At 70.4% G+C, this 23,793-nt stretch carries 19 protein-coding genes; 12 read left to right on the top strand and 7 right to left on the bottom strand.

The genetic code is table 11. The features are described from left to right. Positions 1-18 precede the first annotated feature (18 nt). Positions 19-1,242: a DMT family transporter gene (locus ACH4TV_RS21100; protein WP_398400196.1), complete on the top strand. Its 1,224-nt coding sequence runs from the start codon at positions 19-21 to the stop codon at positions 1,240-1,242. Here the strand turns inward: ACH4TV_RS21100 and ACH4TV_RS21095 are convergent. After that, on the bottom strand, positions 1,232-2,407 hold the full coding sequence (locus ACH4TV_RS21095; RefSeq protein ID WP_398400194.1) for a transglycosylase family protein: 1,176 nt from the start codon (positions 2,405-2,407) through the stop codon (positions 1,232-1,234). The genes ACH4TV_RS21100 and ACH4TV_RS21095 overlap by 11 nt on opposite strands. Positions 2,408-2,713: 306 nt before the next feature. Here ACH4TV_RS21095 and gndA point away from each other — a divergent pair, with 306 nt between their 5' ends. Further along, a complete protein-coding gene (gndA, locus tag ACH4TV_RS21090) occupies positions 2,714-4,153 on the top strand; it encodes an NADP-dependent phosphogluconate dehydrogenase (RefSeq protein ID WP_398400192.1) in 1,440 nt (479 codons plus the stop codon). 467 nt (positions 4,154-4,620) lie between these two features. On the opposite strand, the gene ACH4TV_RS21085 is transcribed toward gndA, so the two are convergent. The 4 genes from ACH4TV_RS21085 to ACH4TV_RS21070 form a co-directional block, all read right to left on the bottom strand. Further along, positions 4,621-5,274 (bottom strand): aspartate/glutamate racemase family protein, encoded by a 654-nt coding sequence (locus ACH4TV_RS21085; protein ID WP_398400190.1) that lies wholly within the window; start codon positions 5,272-5,274, stop codon positions 4,621-4,623. Positions 5,275-5,300: 26 nt separating this feature from the next. Then, complete coding sequence (locus tag ACH4TV_RS21080) at positions 5,301-5,645, bottom strand: GNAT family N-acetyltransferase (RefSeq protein ID WP_398400188.1); 345 nt, start codon at positions 5,643-5,645, stop codon at positions 5,301-5,303. A 36-nt stretch (positions 5,646-5,681) separates the two neighbouring features. Further along, a complete protein-coding gene (gene panD, locus ACH4TV_RS21075; RefSeq protein WP_398400186.1) occupies positions 5,682-6,101 on the bottom strand; it encodes an aspartate 1-decarboxylase in 420 nt (139 codons plus the stop codon). A 91-nt stretch (positions 6,102-6,192) separates the two neighbouring features. Next, positions 6,193-8,082: an ABC transporter ATP-binding protein gene (locus ACH4TV_RS21070; RefSeq protein ID WP_398400730.1), complete on the bottom strand. Its 1,890-nt coding sequence runs from the start codon at positions 8,080-8,082 to the stop codon at positions 6,193-6,195. Positions 8,083-8,268: 186 nt separating this feature from the next. Here ACH4TV_RS21070 and ACH4TV_RS21065 point away from each other — a divergent pair, with 186 nt between their 5' ends. The 3 genes from ACH4TV_RS21065 to ACH4TV_RS21055 all read left to right on the top strand — a co-directional run bounded on the left by ACH4TV_RS21065 (position 8,269) and on the right by ACH4TV_RS21055 (position 11,828). Beyond that, entirely contained in the window at positions 8,269-9,231 is a 963-nt protein-coding gene (locus ACH4TV_RS21065) for a YbhN family protein (protein ID WP_398400184.1), read from the top strand. Between the two features lie 70 nt (positions 9,232-9,301). Then, positions 9,302-10,507: a GTP-binding protein gene (locus ACH4TV_RS21060; protein WP_398400181.1), complete on the top strand. Its 1,206-nt coding sequence runs from the start codon at positions 9,302-9,304 to the stop codon at positions 10,505-10,507. Between the two features lie 202 nt (positions 10,508-10,709). Then, the gene (locus ACH4TV_RS21055; RefSeq protein WP_398400179.1) at positions 10,710-11,828 is read left to right on the top strand and encodes a mechanosensitive ion channel family protein; all 1,119 of its coding nucleotides are present in this window, start codon (positions 10,710-10,712) and stop codon (positions 11,826-11,828) included. A gap of 24 nt (positions 11,829-11,852) precedes the next feature. Here the strand turns inward: ACH4TV_RS21055 and ACH4TV_RS21050 are convergent, their stop codons facing one another. After that, positions 11,853-13,412: a M1 family metallopeptidase gene (locus ACH4TV_RS21050; RefSeq protein ID WP_398400177.1), complete on the bottom strand. Its 1,560-nt coding sequence runs from the start codon at positions 13,410-13,412 to the stop codon at positions 11,853-11,855. 210 nt (positions 13,413-13,622) lie between these two features. Here ACH4TV_RS21050 and ACH4TV_RS21045 point away from each other — a divergent pair, with 210 nt between their 5' ends. Continuing rightward, positions 13,623-15,842, top strand: a complete 2,220-nt coding sequence (locus ACH4TV_RS21045; protein WP_398400175.1) for an NADP-dependent isocitrate dehydrogenase — start codon at positions 13,623-13,625, stop codon at positions 15,840-15,842. A 144-nt stretch (positions 15,843-15,986) separates the two neighbouring features. Here the strand turns inward: ACH4TV_RS21045 and ACH4TV_RS21040 are convergent, their stop codons facing one another. After that, complete coding sequence (locus tag ACH4TV_RS21040; protein WP_398400173.1) at positions 15,987-16,754, bottom strand: FadR/GntR family transcriptional regulator; 768 nt, start codon at positions 16,752-16,754, stop codon at positions 15,987-15,989. 293 nt (positions 16,755-17,047) lie between these two features. On the opposite strand from ACH4TV_RS21040, the gene ACH4TV_RS21035 reads away from it, so the two are divergent. Genes ACH4TV_RS21035 through ACH4TV_RS21010 form a run of 6 tightly spaced genes read left to right on the top strand, consistent with a single transcriptional unit; the run spans position 17,048 to position 23,776 of the window. Continuing rightward, the gene (locus tag ACH4TV_RS21035; RefSeq protein ID WP_398400171.1) at positions 17,048-17,962 is read left to right on the top strand and encodes a proline iminopeptidase-family hydrolase; all 915 of its coding nucleotides are present in this window, start codon (positions 17,048-17,050) and stop codon (positions 17,960-17,962) included. 35 nt (positions 17,963-17,997) lie between these two features. Beyond that, the gene (locus ACH4TV_RS21030) at positions 17,998-19,737 is read left to right on the top strand and encodes an ABC transporter substrate-binding protein (RefSeq protein WP_398400169.1); all 1,740 of its coding nucleotides are present in this window, start codon (positions 17,998-18,000) and stop codon (positions 19,735-19,737) included. Beyond that, entirely contained in the window at positions 19,734-20,765 is a 1,032-nt protein-coding gene (locus ACH4TV_RS21025) for an ABC transporter permease (RefSeq protein WP_398400167.1), read from the top strand. Before ACH4TV_RS21030 ends, ACH4TV_RS21025 begins: the two co-directional genes overlap by 4 nt. Before the next feature lie 2 nt (positions 20,766-20,767). Beyond that, a complete protein-coding gene (locus ACH4TV_RS21020) occupies positions 20,768-21,736 on the top strand; it encodes an ABC transporter permease (protein ID WP_398400728.1) in 969 nt (322 codons plus the stop codon). Beyond that, positions 21,729-22,748, top strand: coding sequence for an ABC transporter ATP-binding protein (locus ACH4TV_RS21015; RefSeq protein ID WP_398400165.1), 1,020 nt, complete (start codon positions 21,729-21,731; stop codon positions 22,746-22,748). The genes ACH4TV_RS21020 and ACH4TV_RS21015 overlap by 8 nt, the downstream gene beginning before the upstream one ends. Further along, positions 22,745-23,776 (top strand): ABC transporter ATP-binding protein, encoded by a 1,032-nt coding sequence (locus ACH4TV_RS21010; protein ID WP_398400163.1) that lies wholly within the window; start codon positions 22,745-22,747, stop codon positions 23,774-23,776. The genes ACH4TV_RS21015 and ACH4TV_RS21010 overlap by 4 nt, the downstream gene beginning before the upstream one ends. Positions 23,777-23,793: the final 17 nt, after the last annotated feature.

Here is a 23,793-nt window from a genome sequence, read left to right as displayed (position 1 = left end):
CACGCAGAGGAGTTGCTCATGAGCGCCCTCGCGTTGTCCATTCTCCTCTCGCTCGTCTCCGCCGTCGCCTACGCCGGCGGGGCGATCGTGCAGGAGCGTGTCGCGGTTTCCGAGCCCGGTCAGTCCTACGCGCCGATGCGCCGCCCGATCTGGTGGGCGGCCGTCGCGCTGAACGGTTTCGGTGGAGTACTGCACGTCGTGGCGCTGGCCTACGGCCCGCTGAGCGTCGTCCAGCCGATGGGCGCGCTGACGATCGTGTTCGCGCTGCCGATGGCGGCCCTGTTCGTGCGCCGCAAGGCCGGGGCGACCGCCTGGCGGGGCGCGATCATGGCGACGCTCGGACTCGCGGGCCTGCTCTCCCTGGTCGGTACGGCCGACGTCCAGTCCCTGGGCACCGCCCAGCGGGTGTTCCTGGCCGTGGTCACCGGCTCCGCGGTGGTGACGCTGATGGTGACGGCCCGCGCGGTGCACCGGCATCCGGCGGTGCGCAGCACGCTGCTGGCGATCGCGTCCGGTATCGCCTTCGGTATGTCCTCGGTGTTCACGAAGGTGGTCGCGGTGGACTGGTCCGGCGGCGTCACGGCCGCGGATGTGCCCACGCTGGCCCTGATCGGCGTGCTCGGTGTGTCCGGTCTGCTGCTCTCCCAGGCCGCCTACCGCGGCGGCGGCCTCGCCGCGCCGCTTGCGACGCTGACGGTCGTGAACCCGGTGGTGGCGGCGGCGGTCGGCATCACGATGTTCGGCGAGACCTTCCGGTACGGCACCACGGGCACCATCCTCGCGCTGAGCTGCGGTGTGGTCGCGGCGGGCGGCCTGATCCTGCTCACGACGGAGCGGCTGGAGCACACCACACGCACCGATGTGATGCCGTCCGCCTTTCCTGCCCCTGCTTCCCCTGTTCCGGCGCCCGCAGCGACGGAACAGGCCGTGGACGGGACCGAGGAAACCGCGGCGGTGAGCGAGGAGTTCCCCCTGCCCACCCCGGTCGACGCGCTCACGGCAGGTCTCGCGGCGCTCGCGGGCCTTCCCCCGCAGCCGGGGCCCACTGTCCGCGAGGACGACTTCGCGCCGGCCGCGGCCTCGGTGCCGGCGCCGCACGACCCGTACGAGACCGAGAACAGGCCGCCCGTCACACCCCGCGACGACCGGCCGTCCGCTCTCCACGGCGCCTTCTACGGCATCCCGTACATGCCGGTTCCGTACCCCGTTCTCGACCGGCACCGCATGCGCGTCAAATCCTGACCCCGCCGGCCCTGAGATAGGCCACCGGGTCGACGTCGGTGCCGAAGCCGGCCCCCGTCCGCACCTCGAAGTGCAGATGCGGGCCCGAGCTGTTGCCCGTCGACCCGGAGCGCCCGATGCGCTGCCCGCCCGACACGGACTGCCCGGCCTTCACGGAGATCGCCGACAGGTGCGCGTACTGCGAGTGGCGCCCGTCCGCGTGCCGGATCACCACCTGGTAGCCGAACGAGCCGCCCCAGCCCGCGTCGACGACCTCGCCCGCCCCGATCGCCCGCACGGACGTACCGGTGGGCACCGGGAAGTCGACACCGGTGTGGTAGCCCTTCGACCAGGAGGAACCCGCTTTGTGGTACGGCGTCCCGGTCGCGCTGCTCACGGGCGCGGTGAGGGTGGTGGTCGTGCTGCTGGGGGCCTTGGTGGCGGCCTTCTCGACGGTGCGTGAAGGGGCCTTCTCCGCCTTCTCCGTCCGGGACTTGCGCGCCGGCTCGGCGGTGGCGGGAGCGTCGGGGGCGGTCTTCGTACGGAGGTTCAGCCGCTGGCCGGGGACGATCAGGTCCGGATCGGTGCCGACCGTCGTGCGGTTGGCGGCGTACAGACGCTGCCAGCCGCCCTGGACGTCACGGTCGTCGGCGATGCCGGAGAGGGTGTCGCCGTGCACGACGGTGTACATCTGGGTGGTGCCGGCCTGGGACTGGGGTGTGGTCTGCGGCTTCACGTCACGGACGGTCCGCTGGGACTTGGGGGCGGTGTCGGCCCTGACATCGGGCTTGATGTCGGGGGTGTCACCGCCCCTGGTGAGACCGGCGCGGACCGAGCAGACGGGCCACGCACCGGGACCCTGCCCCTTGAGCACCTTCTCGGCCACGGCTATCTGCTGGTCCTTGGTGGCCAGATCGGCGCGCTGCGCGTAGACCGTGCCGCCGTACGCCTCCCAGGTGGACTGGCTGAACTGCAGCCCGCCGTAATACCCGTTGCCGGTGTTGATGTTCCAGTCGTTGGTGGATTCGCAGGCGGCGACCTTGTTCCAGGTGTCCAGGTCCGCGGCGTCCGCGGTGGTGGCCAGGGCGAACGGGAGCGCGATACCCGCGCCACCTGCGGTGACGCTGAGCGAAGCTCTGTTGATCCGGTTCGGCTGGTACCGGCGATGCTTGCCGCGTACGGCCATGGAAGAGCCCCCCTCACCTATGCCACGAGCCGCAAAAGTAAGCGCTGCGAACAGGCCATGACAAGACGGCAAATCAGCCGCTGTGTATCCGAAGTGGCCAGGAATACCGGACGGTTGCGCGATTGCTGAGGCAGGTGGGGGTTCTGGTGCGTATCTGCGTACGCAGGAACGGCACGCCCGGACGTCAACCGGTGTACCAGCAAGTCAGGACGGCCCGAGGGACAATACTGACGAGCACAAACGGCACCACCGATTCCAGGACCTGCCGGCACCACCGTTTTCCAGCACCCAATAGGAGCCATCCGCATGAGCAACTCAGCCCAGATCGGCGTCACGGGACTCGCGGTGATGGGCCGCAATCTCGCCCGCAACTTCGCGCGCAACGGCTACACGGTCGCGCTGCACAACCGGACGGCGGCGCGCACGCACGCTCTGGTCGAGGAGTTCGGCACCGAAGGCGACTTCGTCGCGGCCGACACCGCCAAGGAGTTCGTGGCCGCGCTGGAACGGCCGCGCCGCCTGGTCATCATGGTGAAGGCCGGTGAGCCCACCGACGCCGTGATCCAGGAGTTCGCCCCGCTCCTGGAGCCCGGCGACATGATCATCGACGGCGGCAACGCGCACTTCGCGGACACCCGGCGCCGGGAGCGCGACCTGCGCGAGCAGGGCATCCACTTCGTCGGGATGGGCGTCTCGGGCGGCGAGGAGGGCGCGCTGCTCGGCCCGAGCATCATGCCGGGCGGCCCTGTCGAGTCGTACGACTCGCTCGGTCCGATGCTGGAGAAGATCTCCGCGAAGGCGGCGGACGGTTCCCCCTGCGTGTCGCACGTGGGTCCGGACGGCGCCGGGCACTTCGTGAAGATGGTCCACAACGGCATCGAGTACGCCGACATGCAGCTGATCGGTGAGGCGTACCAGCTGCTGCGCGATGTCGCCGGGTACTCCCCCGCACAGATCGCCCACATCTTCCGCACCTGGAACACGGGCCGCCTCGACTCCTACCTGATCGAGATCACCGCCGAGGTGCTGTCGCACGTGGACGCGGCGACGGGCAAGCCGTTCGTGGACGTGGTGGTGGACCAGGCCGAGCAGAAGGGCACCGGCCGCTGGACCGTCCAGATCGCCCTCGACCTGGGCGTGCCGGTGTCGGGCATCGCCGAGGCGGTCTTCGCCCGCTCGCTGTCCGGCCACGCGGCGCTGCGCGAGGCCTCGCGCGGGCTGGCCGGCCCGACGGCGACCCCGCTGAGCGAGACGGAGGCGGCGGCCTTCGCCGACCGCGTCGAGCAGGCGCTGTACGCGTCGAAGATCGTGTCGTACACCCAGGGCTTCCACGAGATCTCGGCTGCCCGTGAGGAGTACGACTGGGACATCGACCTCGGCGCCGTCTCCGCCCTCTGGCGCGGCGGCTGCATCATCCGCGCGGCCTTCCTGGACCGCATCCGCGCCGCGTACGACACGCGGGCCGACCTGCCGAGCCTGCTGTCCGACGACACGTTCGCGCAGGAGATCGCGGCGGCGCAGGACGACTGGCGCGAGGTGCTGGTCGCGGCGACCCGCCAGGGTGTCCCGACGCCGGGCTTCGCCGCCGCCCTCGCGTACTACGACGCGCTGCGTGCGGAGCGGTTGCCTGCGGCGCTTACTCAGGGGCAGCGGGACTTCTTCGGTGCGCACACGTACCGGCGTACGGACCGGGAGGGGTCGTTCCACACGCTGTGGGGCGGGGACCGGTCCGAGGTGACGGGCTGAGGGTCTCTCTGGGGGTTGGCGGTTCTTTGGCCGCGGCCCGGTGGGGGCTTGTCGCGCAGTTCCCCGCGCCCCTGAAGGGCGCGGTTGCGCACCCGGCGTGAATTGGTGGGCGGTCGGGTTCCCGGCCGCCCATCTGGCGTTCAGGACAGGGGTGGGCCCGGTTCGGGGGCCGGGGTCGGTTCGGGGCCCGGGGGCTGCGGTACGGGGTCGGGGGGCGGAGGGGGTGGGCCCGGTACCGGGCCGGGCGTCGGCTCCGGGTCGGGGCCCGGCGGAGTCGGGGTCGGGTCCGGGAAGGGGCCGGGGGTGGGGCCCGGTGGTACCGGGTGCGGATCGGGGTTGGGGTACGGGTCCGGGTGGGTCACGGTGTCCTCCAGCCACTCGGTGCGTCGGCTCTGGACTCCTCCCCCGCGTACCCGGCCCACGCACCCCCACTCACTCCCCCGCACTACAGCGCGGGACCGACCGGGTCACCCGGCCACGGCGTCCCGGGCCGCCGCCGCGCCCGCCGCCAGTCCCGGCCGGGGACTGGACAGCACCGGTACCGCGGTGGTCGTCAGCAGCTGCGCCGGGGTCATGGAGGCCTGAGCGAGGACGATCGCGTCGGCGTCGTCCCCGGGGACCGAGTCCACCGCGTCCGCCACCGCCCGGACGTAGCCCTCCGTGTCGCCCGCCTGGAACAGGGCCCAGGCGCCGTCCACGAACAGCTTCCGTACGTCGGCGGGGAGCCCGGCGCGCCGCGCCTCCTCCTCGACGAGGGCCACCGTGGGCCCGAACGTGCTCTCCGAGGTCGCGACGACGACCACCCTCGGGCCGGCTGCCACCGCCGCGGCAGCCATCGGACGGTCGACCCGCAGCACGGGCACCCCGGCCTCCTCGGCAGCCGCCTCCGCGACACCGCCGATGGAGGAGCAGGTACAGAGCACGGCAACCGCGCCGTCGGCGACCGCCTGTGCCAGGACGGCCCGTACGTCACCGGCGACGGCGTCGGGTCCTTCGGCGCGGGCCCTGGTCAGCAGGTCCTCGTCGACGAAGTGGGCGAGTTCCAGGCCCTGGTGCTCCTCGTCGCGCAGGGCGTCGAACACCGGGACGTGCACGGGTGAGGTGTGCAGCAGGGCGAGCATGGTGAGGAGGGTCCCCTTGTCGGGCGTCAGAAGCGGTCGGAGTTCGCCGCGAGCCACTCATTGGCGGCGCGGAGAAGGTCAGGGTCCGCAGCCGGGGCCTCGGCGGGGTGCCGCTCGGCCCACTTCACGACGTACGGGCAGAGGGGTGCCACGACGATGCCCTCGCGGGCGGCCATGAGGTACAGCTCGCGGGCCAGCGAGCCTGCGATTCCCTTTCCCTCGTGCGCGGGCTCGACGATCGTGTGGACCGGGACCAGCGCGCGTCCACGCGCAGCCAGCACGAAGTACTCGATGCGGCCCACGACTTCCCCCGCCGCCACAGCCTCCAGGCGGCCCGCCGTCCGGTCGTCGCGGATCTCGATGTCGCTCATGGACACTCCTCGTCGAATCGTCGGCTCGCCGGACGGTCAGACCGTGACGGCCCCGGGGCTGCGCCGCTGGTCCGAGCCCGGCACCGGCTCGCCCGGGTCGGCGCCCAGCGCCACGACGCGGTTGCCGTGGTCCACGTGCACCACGGTCGGCCGCAGCGCCCGCGCCTCGGCGTCGGTCACCTGAGCGTAACTGATGATGATCACCAGATCCCCGGGATGCACGAGGTGCGCCGCCGCCCCGTTGATCCCGACGACCCCGGACCCCCGCTCACCCTCGATGACGTACGTCTCCAGCCGGGCCCCGTTGCTGATGTCGACGATGTGCACGAGCTCGCCGGGCAGCAGGTCGGCGGCGTCGAGGAGATCGGCGTCGATAGTCACGGAGCCGACGTAGTGCAGGTCGGCCTGGGTGACGGTGGCGCGGTGGATCTTGGATTTGAACATGGTTCGCAGCATGGACAGGTGCTCCTGTGGTGAAGAGGGTCGCGTCCCGGTGTGCGGGTACGCGCCGACGCCCGCCAGGGTACGGCGGCACCTGCCCCCGTGCCTATGCGGCCTCCGTCACTTCTGCCTTCTCCCCGGGCCGTTGCGCGAACTGGGTCCGGTACAGCTCCGCGTACCGGCCGTCCAGTGCGAGGAGTTGCTCGTGCGTCCCGCGTTCGATGATCCGGCCGGCCTCGATCACGAGGATCAGGTCGGCGGTGCGGACCGTGGACAGGCGGTGGGCGATGACCACGGCGGTGCGGTCCGCCAGGGCCTCCGCGAGTGCCTCCTGGACCGCCGCCTCCGAGGTGTTGTCCAGGTGGGCCGTCGCCTCGTCGAGGATGACGACGCGCTGGCGGGCCAGCAGCAGCCGGGCGATGGTCATGCGCTGGCGTTCGCCGCCGGAGAGGCGGTAGCCGCGTTCGCCGACCACCGTGTCCAGGCCGTCGGGCAGGGCGCGGACCAGGTCGTCGAGGCGGGCCCGCGTCAACGCCTCCCACAGCTCGTCGTCCGTTGCCGTGGGGCGGGCCAGCGCAAGGTTGGCGCGCACCGATTCGTGGAAGAGGTGGCCGTCCTGGGTGACCATGCCGAGGGTGCCGCGCAGGGACTCGGCACTCAGATCACGGACGTCGACGCCGCCGATGCGTACGGCGCCCTCGTCGGTGTCGTACAGGCGGGGCAGGAGTTGTCCGATGGTCGACTTTCCGGCGCCGGAGGAGCCGACGAGGGCGATGGTCTGGCCAGGTTCGGCGCGGAAACTGACGCCGTGCAGGACGTCGGTGCCGCCCCTGGTGTCCAGGGCGGCCACCTCCTCCAGGGAGGCCAGGGAGACGCGGTCGGCGGCGGGGTAGGCGAAGCGGACGTTGTCGAACTCCACCGCGACCGGGCCCTCGGGGACCTCGCGGGCGTCCGGTTTCTCCGCGATGAGGGGCTTCAGGTCGAGCACCTCGAAGACGCGCTCGAAGCTCACCAGGGCGCTCATCACCTCGACGCGCGCCCCAGCGAGCGCCGTGAGCGGCGCGTACAGGCGGGTCAGGAGCAGGGCGAGGGCGACGACCGCCCCCGGCTCCAGGGTGCCGCGCAGCGCGTACCAGCCGCCGAGCCCGTACACCAGGGCGAGAGCCAGGGCCGAGACGAGCGTCAGGGCGGTGATGAACGCCGACTGTGCGAGGGCCGTCCGTACGCCGATGTCGCGTACCCGGCCGGCGCGGGCCGCGAACTGGGCGGACTCGTCCTCGGGGCGCCCGAAGAGCTTGACGAGGGTGGCGCCGGGGGCCGAGAAGCGCTCGGTCATCCGGGTGCCCATCGACGCGTTGAGGTCGGCGGCCTCGCGCTGGAGGCGGGCCATGCGGCTGCCCATCCGCCGGGCGGGGACGACGAACACCGGCAGCAGCACCAGCGCGAGCAGGGTGATCTGCCAGGACAGGGTGAGCATCACGACGAGCGTGAGCACCAGCGTGACCAGGTTGCTCACCACGCCGGACAGGGTGTTGCTGAACGCGCGCTGCGCGCCGATGACGTCGTTGTTGAGACGGGAGACCAGTGCTCCCGTACGGGTGCGGGTGAAGAAGGCGACCGGCATCCGCTGCACGTGGTCGAACACAGCCGTCCGCAGATCGAGGATGAGCCCCTCCCCGAGCGTCGCCGACAGCCAGCGGCCGACGATCCCGAGGGCCGCCTCCGCGACCGCGATGAGCGCGATGAGCAGGGCGAGTCGTACGACCGTGCCCTCGTCGCCACCCGACACGATCGTGTCGACGACGCGTCCCGCGAGGACGGGTGTCGCGACGGCGAGCAGCGCGGTCAGCACACTCAGGCCGACGAAGCGCGTGATGCGGCGGCGATGAGGGCGGGCGAAATCCGCGATAGGGCGCAGGGTCGCGCGGGCAAAGGGGCGCCGCTCCTGATGGGCGGTCATGACGCTCTGCAACTGCGTCCAGGCTGTGGTCTCCATGCTCATGACCGTCACCGTAGGACCTCAAGCAAACTTGAGGTCAAGGTGACAGGGGCGGGAGTGGGTGCTGCGCCTCCGCCTGCTGTCACCCGCCTGCCGTCACTCGCCTGGCGTTGCCCCGCACGTCAGCCGGTGGGCGTGCGCCCGCAACCCGACGTTGGTTCGGTGGGGAGAACGTCTCCGGGTGTGACAGTGGTTCTCCCTCCCCCGGCCCGGCGCCGACGCGTGCCGGTGCGACAGGTCCTGTGTCTGCTCCCGCTCCTCCTCGTCGCCGTGGTCGCGGTGCACCACCGGCATGTGCTCGCGGAGGGCTTCGGCCATCTCGCGACGGCCAAGTGGCCCTGGCTGCTGGCCGCGGCCGGCGCGACCTGTCTGACCTGGGTGGCCGCGGCTGTCACCCGTCAGGGTGCCGTCGTCGAAAGGCTGCCCGGACTGCGGCTGCTCGCCACCCAGTTCGCGGCGGGCGCGGCCAACCACCTGCTGCCGACGGGGCTCGGCGCGAGCGCGGTCAATCTGCGGTTCATGACGGTGTGCGGCCTGCCGCTCGCCCGTTCCTCGGCGGCGCTCGCCCTGTATCTGCTGGCGGAGACCATCGGCCGGCTGGGGCTGCTGGCCGCGCTGCTGATCACGTTCCCGCACGCCCTGCGACTCGGAACTCTCGCCCCCGACACGGCAATCGGCCCGCTGCTCATCGGCATCTGCGCGGCGCTGTCGGTGGCGGCGGGCGCGCTGGTGTGTGTACGACGGCTGCGCACGGCCGCCCTCTCCTTCCTGCGCACGGCGCTCGGCGAGGCCCGTTCCGTGCACATGCGACCGGCCAGGGCGCTGGCGCTGTGGGGCGGCGCGCTGGCGTTCCCGGCGCTCCAGGCGGCCGGACTCGCCGCGGTGGGGCAGGCGTTGGGGCTGCCGGTGCCGCCCGCGCACATGGCGGTGGCGTACCTGGCGGCGACGGTCGCCGTCGCGCTGATCCCCACGCCCGGCGGTATCGGCTCCGTCGAGGCGGCGCTGATCCTGGCCCTGGTCGCGGCGGGCGGGCCGGTGGCCGTCGCCACGGCGGTGGTGCTCGCGTTCCGGATCATCACCGTCTGGGCGCCGCTGCTGCCGGGGGCGTTGACGCTGGGGGCGCTGGTGCGGCTCAAGGTGATCTGACGGGCACCGCTCCCCGGGCCCCGGACGCCCGCTTGTGAAAATCGTTTCCAATAAGCTAGCGTGCGGGACCATGCCCACCGCTTCCGCCGGCACCCTCCTGCCCGCCGACACCCGCCTGCCCGTGACCGTGCTCTCCGGCTTCCTCGGCGCCGGGAAGACGACCCTGCTGAACCACCTCCTCGGCAACCGTCAGGGCCTGCGGGTCGCGGTCATCGTGAACGACATGAGCGAGATCAACATCGACGCGTCCCTCGTCCGGGAGGGCAGCACGCTGTCCCGCACGGAGGAGCGGCTGGTCGAGATGACCAACGGCTGCATCTGCTGCACCCTCCGGGACGACCTCCTGGAGGAGGTCGAGAAGCTGGCCCGCGCCGGCCGCTTCGACTACCTGCTCATCGAGTCGAGCGGAATCTCCGAACCCATGCCGGTCGCGGCCACCTTCGCCTTCGCCCGCGACGACGGTGCGAGCCTGATGGACATCTCCCGCCTCGACACGATGGTCACGGTCGTGGACGCGGTGAACTTCCTGCCGGAACTGGGGCGCGGAGACGACCTGCTGGAGCGCGGGATCACCCCGGTCGAGGGCGACGAGCGCACCGTGAGCGATCTGCTCATCGACCAGATCGAATTCGCCGACGTCATCCTCCTCAACAAGACCGACCTGGTCCCCGAGGACACGGCCGACCGGCTGGAGGCGACCCTGCGGCGCCTCAACCCGGCCGCCCGCGTGCACCGTACGGTCCGCGGCACCATCGATCCGGCCGAACTCCTGGGCACGGGCCTCTTCGACCTGGAGAAGGCCGAGCAAGCGCCGGGCTGGGTCGCCGAGTTGAACGGCGACCACGTCCCGGAGACCGAGGAGTACGGCATCTCCTCGCTCGTCCTGCGCGACCCGCGCCCCTTCCACCCCGGCCGGCTCTGGGACCTTCTCACCGGCCCGCTCGATGCGGGCGACTTCGGCCAAGTGCTGCGTTCCAAGGGCTTCTTCACCCTTGCCTCCCGCCCCGGTACCACGGGCCTGTGGTCGCAGGCGGGTTCGGTGGCCCGCTTCGAGCCGATGGCCATGGGTGACGAATCTCCCGTAGAGGGACAGGAGTTGGCGTTCATCGGGACCGATCTGCGCCGTCAGTCGCTGCGACTGGCGCTGTCACGCTGCCTGTTGACGGAGGACGAACTGGCCGCAGGCGCAGCGAACCCGGCACACATGGCGTACGAGGACCCCTTTCCGGCATGGGAGATCCACCACGCGGACTTCTGCGAGGCACTCCCGGCCTGAGACCATCAATGGCGGGTTCACCGCTGCTCGGTGACGAACGGTCGGCCGGATACGGCAGGATGAGCGGTCGCGCCGGACTTCGTACTGACGTCCGGGCGTGATCGTACATTCAAGACTTTTCGAACAGGTGGCAAGTGACGAGACTTCACATCCGGCCGTCGGTGGCGCCGAGCGCCGCGGAGCTTCTCCTCGGAGGTGACCGGTGAAGCGAGACCTCACCGTGGACGATCTGGTCGTCGCGGGCATCGCCCTCGCCGTCGGCCTGCTGGCGGCCTTTCTGCTGCGCATGCTGCTGCGCTGGCTGGGCAGACATGCGGACCGCACCCGCTGGAGCGGGGACGACGTCATCGTGGACGCCGTGCGTACGGTGGTGCCGTGGTCGGCGTTCACCGGTGGCGTGGCGGCCGCCGCGGCGGCGCTGCCGCTGACGCAGACCGTCGGGCACAACGTGAACCAGACACTGACCGTGGTGCTGATCGGCGTCACGACGCTGACGATCGCGAGAGTGGTCGCCACGCTGGTGCGTACGGTCACCCAGTCCCGGTCGGCGGTCGCCGGATCGGCGACGATCTTCGTCAACATCATCAGGGTCGTCATCCTGGCCCTGGGTTTCCTGGTCGTGCTGCAGACGCTGGGTGTCTCCATAGCGCCGATGCTCACTGCCCTGGGTGTCGGCGGTCTGGCCGTCGCGCTCGCGCTCCAGGACACGCTCGCCAACCTCTTCGCGGGCATCCACATCCTCGCCTCGAAGACCGTCCAGCCCGGCGACTACATCAAGCTGAGCAGCGGCGAGGAGGGGTACGTCGTCGACATCAACTGGCGCCAGACCACGATCCGCCAGCTCTCCAACAACCTGGTCATCATCCCGAACGGGCAACTCGCCGGGACGAACATGACCAACTTCAACCGCCCCGAGCAGATGCTGACGATCCTGGTCCAGGCCGGGGTGGCGTACGACAGCGATCTGGACCACGTCGAGCGGGTCACCTGCGAGGTCGTCGCCGAGGTGATGACGGAGACCGCCGGCGCCGTCCCTGAGCACGAGCCGCTGGTCCGCTTCCACACCTTCGGCGACTCCAGGATCGGCTTCACGGTGATCCTGGGTGTGGGCGAGTTCAGCGACCAGTACCGGATCAAGCACGAGTTCATCAAGCGCCTGCACCGGCGCTACCGCGAGGAGGGCATCCGCATTCCGGCGCCCGCCCGGACGGTGGCGTTGCAGCAGGGGGCGATGGTCATTCCGCAGCAGCGCACCGGTGGCGACCCGCTGATGGAGTTCGCCGAGCAGGGCGGACCGGCGTCCACCCTGCTCGACAAGTGAGACTCGCCTCTCAGCGGGCGGGACTCACAGGGTGGCGGAGTTGTCGTGGTGGCCGGCCGTGCGGTTCTGCGGCGCGACCCGTGCCGTACGCACCGGAGTGACCGTCCAGTCCGGGTGACCGGGCATCCGCGGTGTCGTCGTGCCGTACAGCCAGTCCCGCAGGAAACCGGACAGATCCTGGCCGGAGACCTCGGAGGCGACCGAGATGTAGTCCTCGGTCGCCGCCGAGGCGTTGCGGTAGCGGTCGAGGAAGGTGCGCTCGATCGTGCCGAAGACGTCCTCGCCGACGAGCTGCCGCAGCGCGTAGAGGACGAGGACGCCGCCCAGATAGCGCTGGCCGTCGAAGAGGTTGGCCTCGTTGGGCGACGCGACCGGGCCGGAGTCCCGGCGCCACTGGTCGCCGAGCGCGTAGGTGTTCTTCATCCGGGCTTCCATGGTGGTCAGACCGATGGAGTCGGCCCAGCCGCGCTCGTAGCGGTAGAGCAGTCCGTAGAAGTCGGCGTGGCCCTCGTTGATCCAGAGGTCCGCCCAGGTCGCGGGGCTGACGCTGTTGCCGAAGTAGGAGTGGACCAGCTCGTGCATCATGTGCGAGCCGATCCTCTTCTCCTCCTGGAGGAGATAGTTCGGCTTGTAGAGGGTGAGGGTCTGGGTCTCCAGGCCCGTGAAGTCGAAGGCGTCCGGGGCGTCCGAGTTGCACGGCAGCAGACCGTACGTCTCGAACGGGTAGGCGCCGAGCCGCTGTTCGACCCACGCCACGAGGTTCGGGGTGAGCGCCAGCGCCGGTTCGAGAGCCTCGGCGCGCGCGACCGGGACGACGTCCCGCAGCGGCAGCCCGTGCGGCCCCTGCCGGTCCTTGATCACATACTCGCCGACGGTGATCTGCACGATCTCGGTGGCGATCGGTGAGCGCGAGCGGTAGGTGTACGCGGTCCGGTCGCCGCCCAGGCGCTCCGTACGGACGAGGGTGCCGCTGGCGACTCCGCGCAGCGCGTTCGGGACGGTGATCCGGAACGTGAAGTCGGCCTTGTCGACCGGGTGGTCGTTGCACGGGAAGACGGTGTGCGCCGAGTTGGGCTGCGGGCACACGGCGAAGCCGTCGGGGGTGGCCACCCAGGCGGTGTGGGTCAGGACGCGGCGCGGGTCGGCGCCGTACTCGACGCAGATCGTCGTCCAGGTGTCCCCCCGGAGCGTCCGGGCCGGCGTGATCCGCAGCTTCTCGTCCACCTGCTCGTACGTCGCCGTACGGCCGCCGACGCGGACGGAGCGGATGTCCAGGCCGAGGGCGTCGAGGGAGAGACGGGTGAGGGCCTGGGTGGTGCGGATCCGCAGGGTCGCCGTGCCGTCGACCAGCTTGGTCGTGGCGTCGTACGCGAGGTCGAGGTGGTAGGCGGAGACGCGGTAGCCGTCGTTCCCCAGGCTCGGGTAGACGGGGTCACCGAGCGTCTCCGCGCCCGGGGCGGCGTCCCCCGAGGCCGCCTTCGAGGTCGCCTTGGCCGCCGCGTGGGCCGAGGGGGCCAGGGCCGTCACCGCGGCCGTGCCGAGCAGGGCAGCCGCGGGGGCCGTCAGTCTGGTGCGATATCTCATCGTTCGCCTTCGCTCGGGCAGCCGGGAGGTCAGGTCCGGCCAGCCGGATCGGGTGTGTGGTCTACCCGCTAGACCACAAGATCGGCCGAATCGGTTGCACGGAGGCCCGATCAGAGTGCGATCGCGTTCGGTGCCGCCCTCTGTCGAGTGAGACCCGATCACGAGATATCTTGATGTCGAGCAATGTTGCAGACGTGGAGCGGAGCACCGGTGACTGACTCGACCATCATTTACACGCACACTGACGAGGCGCCCGCCCTGGCGACCCACTCGTTCCTGCCCGTCATCCAGGCGTACGCCTCGCAGGCCGGGGTGAACGTCGAGACCCGGGACATCTCGCTGGCCGGCCGCATCATCGCCGTCTTCCCGGAGTACCTGGAGGAGGGCCAGCGCATCGCGGACGCCCTCGCCGAACTGGGTGAGCTGGCGAAGACGCCCGAGGCGAACATCATCAAGCTGCCGAACGTGTCGGCGTCGATCCCGCAGCTCAAGGCCGCCGTGGTCGAGCTTCAGGGCCAGGGCTATGCGCTGCCCGACTACCCGGACGACCCGAAGTCGGACGAGGAGCGCGACATCCGCGCCCGCTACGACAAGATCAAGGGTTCCGCCGTGAACCCGGTGCTGCGCGAGGGCAACTCCGACCGCCGTGCCCCCGCCTCGGTGAAGAACTACGCCAAGACCCACCCGCACCGCATGGGCGCCTGGACCCCCGAGTCCAAGACCAACGTCGCGACCATGGGCGTGGACGACTTCCGCTCCACCGAGAAGTCCGCGGTCATCGCCCAGGACGACGCCCTGCGCATCGAACTCGTGGGCGACGACGGCACGACCACCGTCCTGCGTGAGTCCGTACCGGTCCTCAAGGACGAGGTCGTCGACGCCTCCGTCCTGCACGTCGCGCCGCTGCGCGAGTTCCTCACCGCGCAGATCGCCCGCGCGAAGGCCGAGGGTGTGCTGTTCTCCGTGCACCTCAAGGCCACGATGATGAAGGTCTCGGACCCGATCATCTTCGGTCACGTCGTGCGCGCCTTCTTCCCGAAGACGTTCGCGCAGTACGGCCAGACGCTCGCCGCGGCCGGCCTGTCCCCGAACGACGGTCTCGGCGGCATCTACAAGGGCCTGGAGTCGCTGCCCGAGGGCTCCGCGATCAAGGCGTCCTTCGACGCCGAGCTGGCCGAGGGCCCGGCACTCGCCATGGTCGACTCCGACAAGGGCATCACCAACCTGCACGTCCCGTCGGACGTCATCGTCGACGCCTCGATGCCGGCCATGATCCGCACCTCCGGCCACATGTGGGGCCCGGACGGCCAGGAGGGCGACACCCTCGCGGTGCTCCCGGACTCCTCGTACGCCGGTGTCTACCAGGTCGCCATCGACGACTGCCGCGCGAACGGCGCCTACGACCCGTCGACCATGGGCTCTGTTCCGAACGTCGGCCTCATGGCGCAGAAGGCCGAGGAGTACGGCAGCCACGACAAGACCTTCGAGATCCAGACCACCGGCACGGTCCGCCTCGTCGACCAGGCCGGCAACGTGGTGATCGAGCAGACCGTCTCGGCCGGTGACATCTTCCGCGCCTGCCAGACCAAGGACGCCCCGATCAAGGACTGGGTGAAGCTGGCCGTCACCCGCGCCCGCGCCACCGGCAACCCGGCGGTGTTCTGGCTGGACGAGACCCGCGCGCACGACGCCAACCTGATCGCCAAGGTCGAGGCGTATCTGCCGGAGCACGACACCGAGGGCCTGGACATCCGGATCCTCAACCCGGTCGAGGCGACGAAGCTGTCGGTGGAGCGCATCCGCCGCGGTGAGGACACGATCTCCGTCACCGGCAACGTGCTGCGTGACTACCTGACCGACCTGTTCCCGATCCTGGAGCTGGGCACCAGCGCCAAGATGCTGTCGGTCGTCCCGCTGATGGCGGGCGGCGGGCTGTTCGAGACGGGCGCCGGCGGCTCCGCCCCGAAGCACGTCCAGCAGCTCGTCAAGGAGAACTACCTGCGCTGGGACAGCCTGGGTGAGTTCTTCGCGCTGGCGGCCAGCTTCGAGCACCTCGCGACGACCACCGGTAACGCGCGTGCGCAGGTTCTCGCCGACACGCTCGACCGGGCGACGGCGACCTTCCTCAACGAGGACAAGTCGCCGACCCGTCGCGTCGGCGGTATCGACAACCGGGGCAGCCACTTCTTCCTGTCCCTGTACTGGGCGCAGGAGCTGGCGGGCCAGAGCGAGGACGCGGATCTGGCGAAGTCGTTCGCCCCGCTCGCCGAGGCGCTGACCGCTAACGCGGAGACGATTGTCGCTGAGCTGATCGCTGTGCAGGGTAAGCCTGCCGACATCGGTGGGTACTACCAGCCGGACGTCGAGAAGGCGAAGACGGTCATGCGTCCGTCCGCGACCTGGAACGAGACGCTGGCGACGCTGAGCTAGCGCTCGGCCGGGTGGGCGGTTCGTTGGCCGCGGGCCCGGTGGGGGCTGGTCGCGCAGTTGCCCGCGCCCCTTAATGGCGCCCCTCGTTCAACAGGCTCACCGATCGGCCCCCGGGACCCGCACCTGCGGCTCGGGGGCCGATTGTCATGACTGGCCGGCGTTTCTGACTCTCTCCAGTACGTCGCGGATCATGTCCGCGCTGATCGTGAAGTGGTGGCGGGCGATTTCCTCCGCGCGCTCGGGCTCGCCGGCGGCGACCGCCTCGTAGAGAGCCTTGTGGTCCTCGCCGCCCTGGTGGAAGTGGGTGCGTTCGCCTTTGCCCCAGGGTTCGACCGGGAAGCCGAGGCTGGCGCGGGCCAGCAGGTCGCGGCTGAGCTTGGTGATCTGCGGGTTGTGGGTGGCGTCGCAGACGCTGCGGTGGAAGGCGCTGTCGGCGGCCTGAGCCTCGCGCGGGTCGCTCGCGGACAGGTAGGCGGTCAGGGCGTCGCGCATGGGTACGAGGTCCTCGGGGCGTCGGCGCCGGGCGGCCGTCGCAGCCACCATGCCCTCCACCAGCCCGCGCAGGTCGAAGAGTTGCTCGAACTCCTCCCAGCGGGGCACCAGCGTGCGCCGGACGGCGGCGCCGGAGGACTCGGTCCAGCTGTCCCGTACGTAGGCTCCGCCGTTGCGGCCCCGGCGGATCTCGATGACGCCGACCGCCTGGAGCCGGCCGACCGCCTCGCGCACCGTGGGGCGGCTCACCCGCAGCAGCTGGATCAGCTCGCGCTCGACCGGCAGCCGTTCCCCCGGCAGGAAGTCGCCGACGGCGATCGCGGTGAGCAGCCGGTCGGAGACCTCGTCGACCGCCGAGGCCACGCGCACCGGGCGCAGTTCGGGCGAGGGGGCGCCGCCGGACAGGGCACGGTCGAGCACCCGGGAGAACTCGTCCGTGGCACCTGACCGCTCCGACCGCTCTCGCGGCTCAGGCGGTTGTGGTGACTCGGTCGGTTCTGGTGACTCCGATGCGACGGTCAGCGGTCCTCCCCGGTCGGTCGCGGGTTCCGGGCGCGTGAACGCGCAGTTACTTCTGCCGGGCCACCGCTAAAAGGTCTTAAAAGGTCTTGTGGACTGAGCATTTACCCAAACAGTATGTCAGCCATCCACCTGCACCCACCCCATTCAAGACACGGACTGGCTCGATTTTGCCTGCCCCCGGAGGCTCTTCAGTGCCGATTCCCGAACCGAACCACACCGGGACCATCGACTTCAACGGCTGGTCCACCTGGTACCGGATCACCGGCGAACCCGGCGAATCCGGCCGGACACCGCTGGTGGTCCTGCACGGCGGCCCCGGCGCCGGTCACGACTACACGCTCCGCATCGCGGGCATCGTCCAGCAGGGCCGGCCCGTGGTGCACTACGACCAACTCGGCATCGGGCGGTCCACCCATCTGCCCGACGAGGGCGCCGACTTCTGGACCGTCCAGCTCTTTCTCGACGAACTCGACAATCTGCTCCGGCAGTTGGGCATCGCCGACGCCTACCACCTGCTCGGCCAGTCATGGGGCGGGATGCTCGCCGCCGAGCACGCCGTGAGCCGCCCGTCCGGGCTGCGGGGCCTGGTCATCGCCAACTCCCCCGCCTCCATGGAGCTCTGGCTCGCCGGTGCCGCCGAACTGCGTTCCGCGCTCCCGCCCGAGGTCCAGGAGACCCTGCTCGCCCACGAGGCGGCCGGGACCACCGACCACCCCGACTACCAGGCCGCCGAGCAGGTCTTCTACGAGCGCCATGTGTGCCGTACGGTCCCGGTGCCCGCCGAGGTGCAGGCCACCTGGGACAACATCGCGGCCGACCCGACCGTCTACCACACGATGAACGGGCCGAACGAGTTCCATGTCGTCGGGACCATGAAGGACTGGTCGGTCGTCGACCGGCTCCATCTGATCGACGTGCCGACCCTGCTGGTGTCCGGCCGCCACGACGAGGCGACGCCCGACACGCTGCGGCCCTTCGCCGATCTCATCCCCGACGTGCGCTGGCACATGTTCGAGCACTCCAGCCATATGCCACACGTCGAGGAGGAGGAGCTGTACCTCCAGATCGTCGGCGACTTCCTCGACTCCACCGACTTGTCCGACTGAGACGTCAACCACCGCTCCACCGACGGGAGTTCCCGATGTCCCGGATCACCGGAACCAGACGCCCCCTCTTCGCCGCCGCGACCACCGCCCTCGCGCTCGCTCTCACCGCGACCGCCTGTTCGTCCTCCGACGACGGCAGCGCGTCCGACCCGACCGCCGGCGCGGCCGACGGCGCCCAGTCGGCCGCCTTCCAGCCCGCGCACAAGGGCGGCACGCTGAAGCTGGTCGCTCACGCGGCTGCCGGCACCCTCGATCCGCAGGTCAACTACACGCTCCAGTACTGGCAGTTGTACCAGTCGATGTATGACGGGCTGCTGGCGTTCAAGAAGACCGGCGGGCAGCAGTCGTTCACCGTCGTGCCTGATCTGGCCGCGGCGATGCCGACGGTCGGCAACGGCGGCAAGACGTACACCTTCACGCTCCGCAAGGGCGTCAAGTTCTCCAACGGCAAGGCCGTGACCACCGACGACGTGGTGGCGTCCTTCCAGCGGATCTTCAAGGTGTCCAGCCCGACCGCGGGCACCTTCTACAACGGCATCGTCGGCGCCGACGCCTGTCTCAAGACACCGGCGTCCTGCACGCTCGCCAAGGGCGTCGTCGGTGACGCGGCGGCCGGCACGGTCACCGTCAACCTGACCGCGCCGGACCCGGAGTTCGCGTACAAGCTGGCCGTCCCGCACGCCAGTGTGGTGCCGAAGGACTCACCGGCGAAGGACGCGGGGACCGAGCCGCTGCCCACAACGGGCCCGTACATGGCGGCCTCGTACGATCCGAACCGGGCGCTGAAGCTGGTCCGCAACCCGTACTTCAAGGAGTGGTCGCGCGAGGCGCAGCCCCAGGCCTATGCCGACAACGTCGACTACACCTTCGGGCAGACCGTCGAGTCCGAGGTGACCGCCGTCCAGAACGGCTCGGCGGACTGGATGTTCGACCCGCCGCCCGCCGACCGGCTCAACGAAATCGGCACGCAGTACGCCTCCCAGACGCACGTCAATCCGCTGACCGCGTTCTGGTACCTCACGCTGAACGTCAACTCGGCCCCGTTCAACAACAAGTTGGCGCGCCAAGCCATCAACTGGGCGATCGACCGCGACGCCGTGGTCGGGCTGTACGGCGGCAAGAACCTGGCCTCTCCGGCGTGCACGATTCTCCCGCCGGGCTTCCCGGGGCACGTCGACAAGTGCCAGTACACGAAGGGCGGCGGGACGACCTGGTCGGCGCCGGATCTCGCCAAGGCGAAGGCGCTCGTCAAGCAGTCCGGTACGGCCGGGCAGGAGGTCGGCATCGTTGTCAGTGACGACGAGGTCAACAAGTCGATCGGACAGTATCTGCAGAGTCTGCTGACCCAGCTCGGCTACAAGGCGACGCTCAAGCCGCTGTCCGCGAACATCCAGTTCACGTACATCCAGAACACCAAGAACAAGGTGCAGCTGGCGCTGACGTCCTGGTACCAGGACTATCCGGCGGCCTCCGACTTCCTCAACGTGCTGCTGTCCTGCGCCTCGTACCACCCGGGCAGCGACTCCAGCATCAACATCGCCGGGTTCTGCGACAAGGGCGTCGACGCCCGGATGCAGACCGCTCTGAAGACCGGGCAGACCGACCAGAAGGCCGCCGACCAGCAGTGGGCGACGATCGACCAGGACATCATGACGCAGTCCCCGGTGGTCCCGGTGATCAACCCGAAGATCATCGACTTCACGTCGAAGCGGGTCGGCAACTACCGGTTCAGCAAGCAGTTCTACATGCTCGTCGGGCAGTTGTGGGTCAAGTGAGCGGCATCGCCCCCCAGTTGGCCGTCCCCGAGGCCCGGCGCCGTTCGCCGGGCCCCTGGCGGACCGCCGTCGCCGACCTGCTGCACAACAGGTCGGCGGTGGCCGCGGCCCTCGTCCTGCTCGCCGTCGTCACGGTGACCCTGTGCGCGCCGCTGTACGCCGACCACATCGCACACACCGACCCGTTCCAGTCCCATGTCTCCGGGACGACGGTCGTGGACGGCAGGACCGTGCCGGTGCTCACCCCGAGCAGCACCGGTCTCGGGCTCGGCGTCACACCCATCGGCCCGACCTGGGACTTCGGGCACTACTTCCTCGGCGCCGACAACCAGGGGCGGGATGTGATGGCGCGGCTGCTGTACGGCGGTCGTACCAGCCTGTTCATCGGGGTCACGGCGGCGCTCGTGTGCTGCGCTGTCGGTACGGCCGTCGGAGTCGTCGCCGGGTACGCGGGCGGGGTCGTGGACGCGGTCATCTCCCGTGTCCTGGACGTCATTTGGGCCTTCCCCGTCTATCTGCTCGCCATCTGCCTCTCCGTCGTCCTCCTCACCGACGGGCTCAGCCTCGGACCGGTCACCGTCGAGGCCGGGAGTCTGTGGCTGCCGGTCGTGATCATCGCGGCGATCTACGTTCCGTATGTCGCCCGGCCCATGCGCGGGCAGGTGCTGGTGCTGCGGAACAAGGAGTTCATCCAGGCGTCCATCGGATCGGGTGCGCCCGCGCTGCGCGTGATGCGCCGGGAGGTGCTGCCGAACGTGCTGCCCACGGCGATCGTGTTCCTGCCGCTGATGACCGCCCTCGCGATGCTCACCGAGTCGGCGCTGTCCTTCCTGTCGGTCGGCGTCCAGCCGCCCGACGCGAGCTGGGGCACGATCATCGAGGACGGGCTCGGGCTGCTGTACACCCGGCCCATCGTGACCATCGCCCCCGGGCTGCTCATCGCGCTGACGACGGCCGCCCTGAACGTCCTCGGCGACGGGGTGCGCGACGCCCTCGACCCGAGTGCCCGGCTGCGGGGAGGGGTGTGACGATGCTGTACTTCGCGCTCCGGCGTTTCCTCTCCGCCCTGTTGGTGATGTTCGCGATCAGTGTGCTGGTGTTCCTGATCTTCTTCGCCACACCCGGAGTCGACCCGGCCGCCCGTATCGCGGGCCGCAACGCCGACCCGGCCACGCTGGCCCAGGTACGGCACTCCTTCGGCCTCGACCGGCCGCTGCCCGTCCGCTATCTGCTGATGATGCGGCATCTGCTGATCGACCGGGACCTGGAGTCGTTCGTCAACCGCGGCTCGAAGGTCGTCCCGCAGATCGTGCAGGCCATGCCCGTCACGCTGTCGCTCGTGATCGGGGCGGCGGTCATCTGGATGACGGTCGGCATCCTCATGGGCACGGCTGCCGCCGCACTGCGCGGTACTGCCGCCGACCCGGTGATCATGCTGGTGGGTGTCGTGGGCGTCTCGCTGCCCGCCTACTGGCTCGGCGAGGTCGTCAACCTCCTCACCCAGAAACGCCTGCACGACTCGGTGTTCTCCTGGGTGCCACCACCCGGGTACGTCGAGCTGGGCCAGGACCCCGGCCAGTGGGCGCTGCATCTGCTCTTCCCCTGGCTGACCCTGGCGCTGCTGTACGCCGGCATCTACGCCCGGCTGCTGCGCGGCGAGGTCGTCAGCGCGCTCGGCGAGGACTACGTACGCACCGCGCGGGCCAAGGGGCTGTCCGAGCGGCGGATCCTGGTCCGCCACGCGCTGCGCTGCTCGCTCATCCCGATCGTGTCGCTGTTCGGCCTGGACTTCGGCGCGCTGGTCGGCGGGGCCGCCCTGCTCACCGAGGTCGTCTTCGGCCTGCCCGGCGTCGGCAAACTCACGTACGACGCACTGCAGAACCTGGACCTGCCCGTGATCATGGGGACGGTCCTGTACGCGGCGTTCTTCGTGGTCCTCGCCAACGCCCTGGTCGACATCCTGTACGCGCGACTCGATCCGAGGGCCCGCCATGTCTGATCAACCTCTGTTGGACGTACGGGACTTGAGAGTGTCGTTCCGTACGCGGCGCGGCACGATCACCGCCGTCGACGGGCTGTCCCTGTCGGTGGCGCCCGGTGAGATCCTGGGCGTGGTCGGCGAGTCGGGCTCCGGCAAGAGCGTGTCGATGCTGGCCGTGCTGCGGCTGCTGACCAGCCCGAACGTCACCGTGACCGGCCAGGTGCTCTTCCGTGGGCGGGACCTGCTCGCCCTCCCCGACAAGGAGATGCGGTCGGTGCGCGGCCGGGAGATCGCCATGGTCTTCCAGGACCCGATGACCGCGCTGACCCCGGTCTACACGGTCGGCCGGCAGATCGCCGAGCAGATCCGGGCGCACGAGAAGCTGTCCAGGAAGGAGGCGCTCGCGCGGGCGGTCGAGCTGCTGTCGGACGTGGGCATCCCGGACGCCGGTTCGCGGGTGCACGCCTACCCGCACGAGTTCTCGGGCGGGATGCGGCAGCGGGCGGTCATCGCGATGGCCCTCGCCTGCGGTCCGGCGCTGCTGATCGCCGACGAGCCGACCACCGCGCTCGACGTGACGATCCAGGCTCAGATACTGGATCTCATGCGGGAGTTGAACGGGCGCGGTTCGGCGGTCGTCGTCATCACGCACGACATGGGTGTGGTGTCGGAGATCGCCGACCGGGTCCTCGTCATGTACGGCGGGCGTGCGGCCGAGGAGGGCCCGCGCCGGGCCGTGTTCCACGGGCCGCGACACCCGTACACCTGGGGGCTGCTCGACTCGGTGCCCCGGGTCGGCGGGCCCCGGCTGCGGCGGCTGCCCACCATCGCGGGCGTGCCCGTGTCACCGGACAGCGTGCCGGAGGGGTGCGCGTTCGCGCCGCGCTGCCCGGCCCGGCACGACCGGTGCGACGAACGCCCGGTACTCACGGGCGACTTGGGACACCGTGACGCCTGCTGGCTGCCGTTCGAGGACCGTGCCTCGGCCCGTACGGCGCACTCGACACCGGACAGAAAGGCGGCGCCGTGACCACGCTCCCCCAGACCCGAACCGACGACGCCGGCGACGTGCTGTTGCGCGCCACGGACCTCACCAAGCACTACGCCCTGCGCGGCGACTCCCTCACCCGGCACCGCAAGGTGCTGCGGGCCGTGGACGGGGTGTCACTGGAGGTGCGTGGGGGCGAAACCCTGGGCATCGTCGGCGAGTCCGGCTGCGGCAAGTCCACGCTCGGGCGCTGCCTGGTCCGGCTCACCGACATCACCGGCGGGCGCGTCGAGTTCGACGGGCGGGACATCACCACGCTGTCCGCGCGCCGGCTGCGGCCCGTACGCCCCGGGATGCAGCTTGTCTTCCAGGATCCGCAGGCCTCCCTGAACCCGCGCCGGCGCGCCGGGGACATCGTCGCCGAGCCGCTGCTCATCCAGCGGTACGGGGATGCCGCCGCCGTCCGGCGCCGGGTGGCCGAGCTGTTCGACGTGGTGGGTCTTTCGGCGGCGCATCTGGACCGGTACCCGCACGAGTTCTCCGGCGGCCAGCGTCAACGCATCGGTATCGCACGGGCGTTGGCGACCGACCCGAAGCTGATCGTCGCCGACGAACCGGTGTCGGCGCTCGATGTGTCGATCCAGGCCCAGGTGCTGAACCTGTTCGCGGATCTCCAGGACGAGTTCGGGCTGACGTACGTCTTCATCGCCCACGATCTGGGGGTGGTCCGCCATGTCTCGGACCGGATCGCGGTGATGTACCTCGGCGAGATCGTCGAACTCGCCGACACGGAGGCGCTGTACGAGGCTCCCGCGCACCCCTACACCGAGGCGCTGATGTCGGCGGTCCCGGAGATCGACGACGGGACCGGCGACCCGGATGCGCCGCGCCGGGAGCGGATCGTCCTCACCGGCGACGTGCCCAACCCGGTGGCGAAACCGGCCGGTTGTACGTTCCACACGCGCTGCCCCTACGCGCGGGAGCTGTGCGCGGTGGAGCGGCCCCGGCTGACCAGGACCGCGTCGGGGCGCGAGGTCGCCTGCCACTATCCGCTGGTCGCGGCGGGTTGAGAGCAGCCCTCGGAGAA

The sequence above is a fragment of the Streptomyces sp. NPDC020898 genome, from assembly GCF_044333925.1.
Classification (GTDB): domain Bacteria; phylum Actinomycetota; class Actinomycetes; order Streptomycetales; family Streptomycetaceae; genus Streptomyces.
The sequence above is the reverse complement of the archived record's forward strand: the minus strand, read 5'-3'. Positions and strand labels throughout refer to the sequence as shown.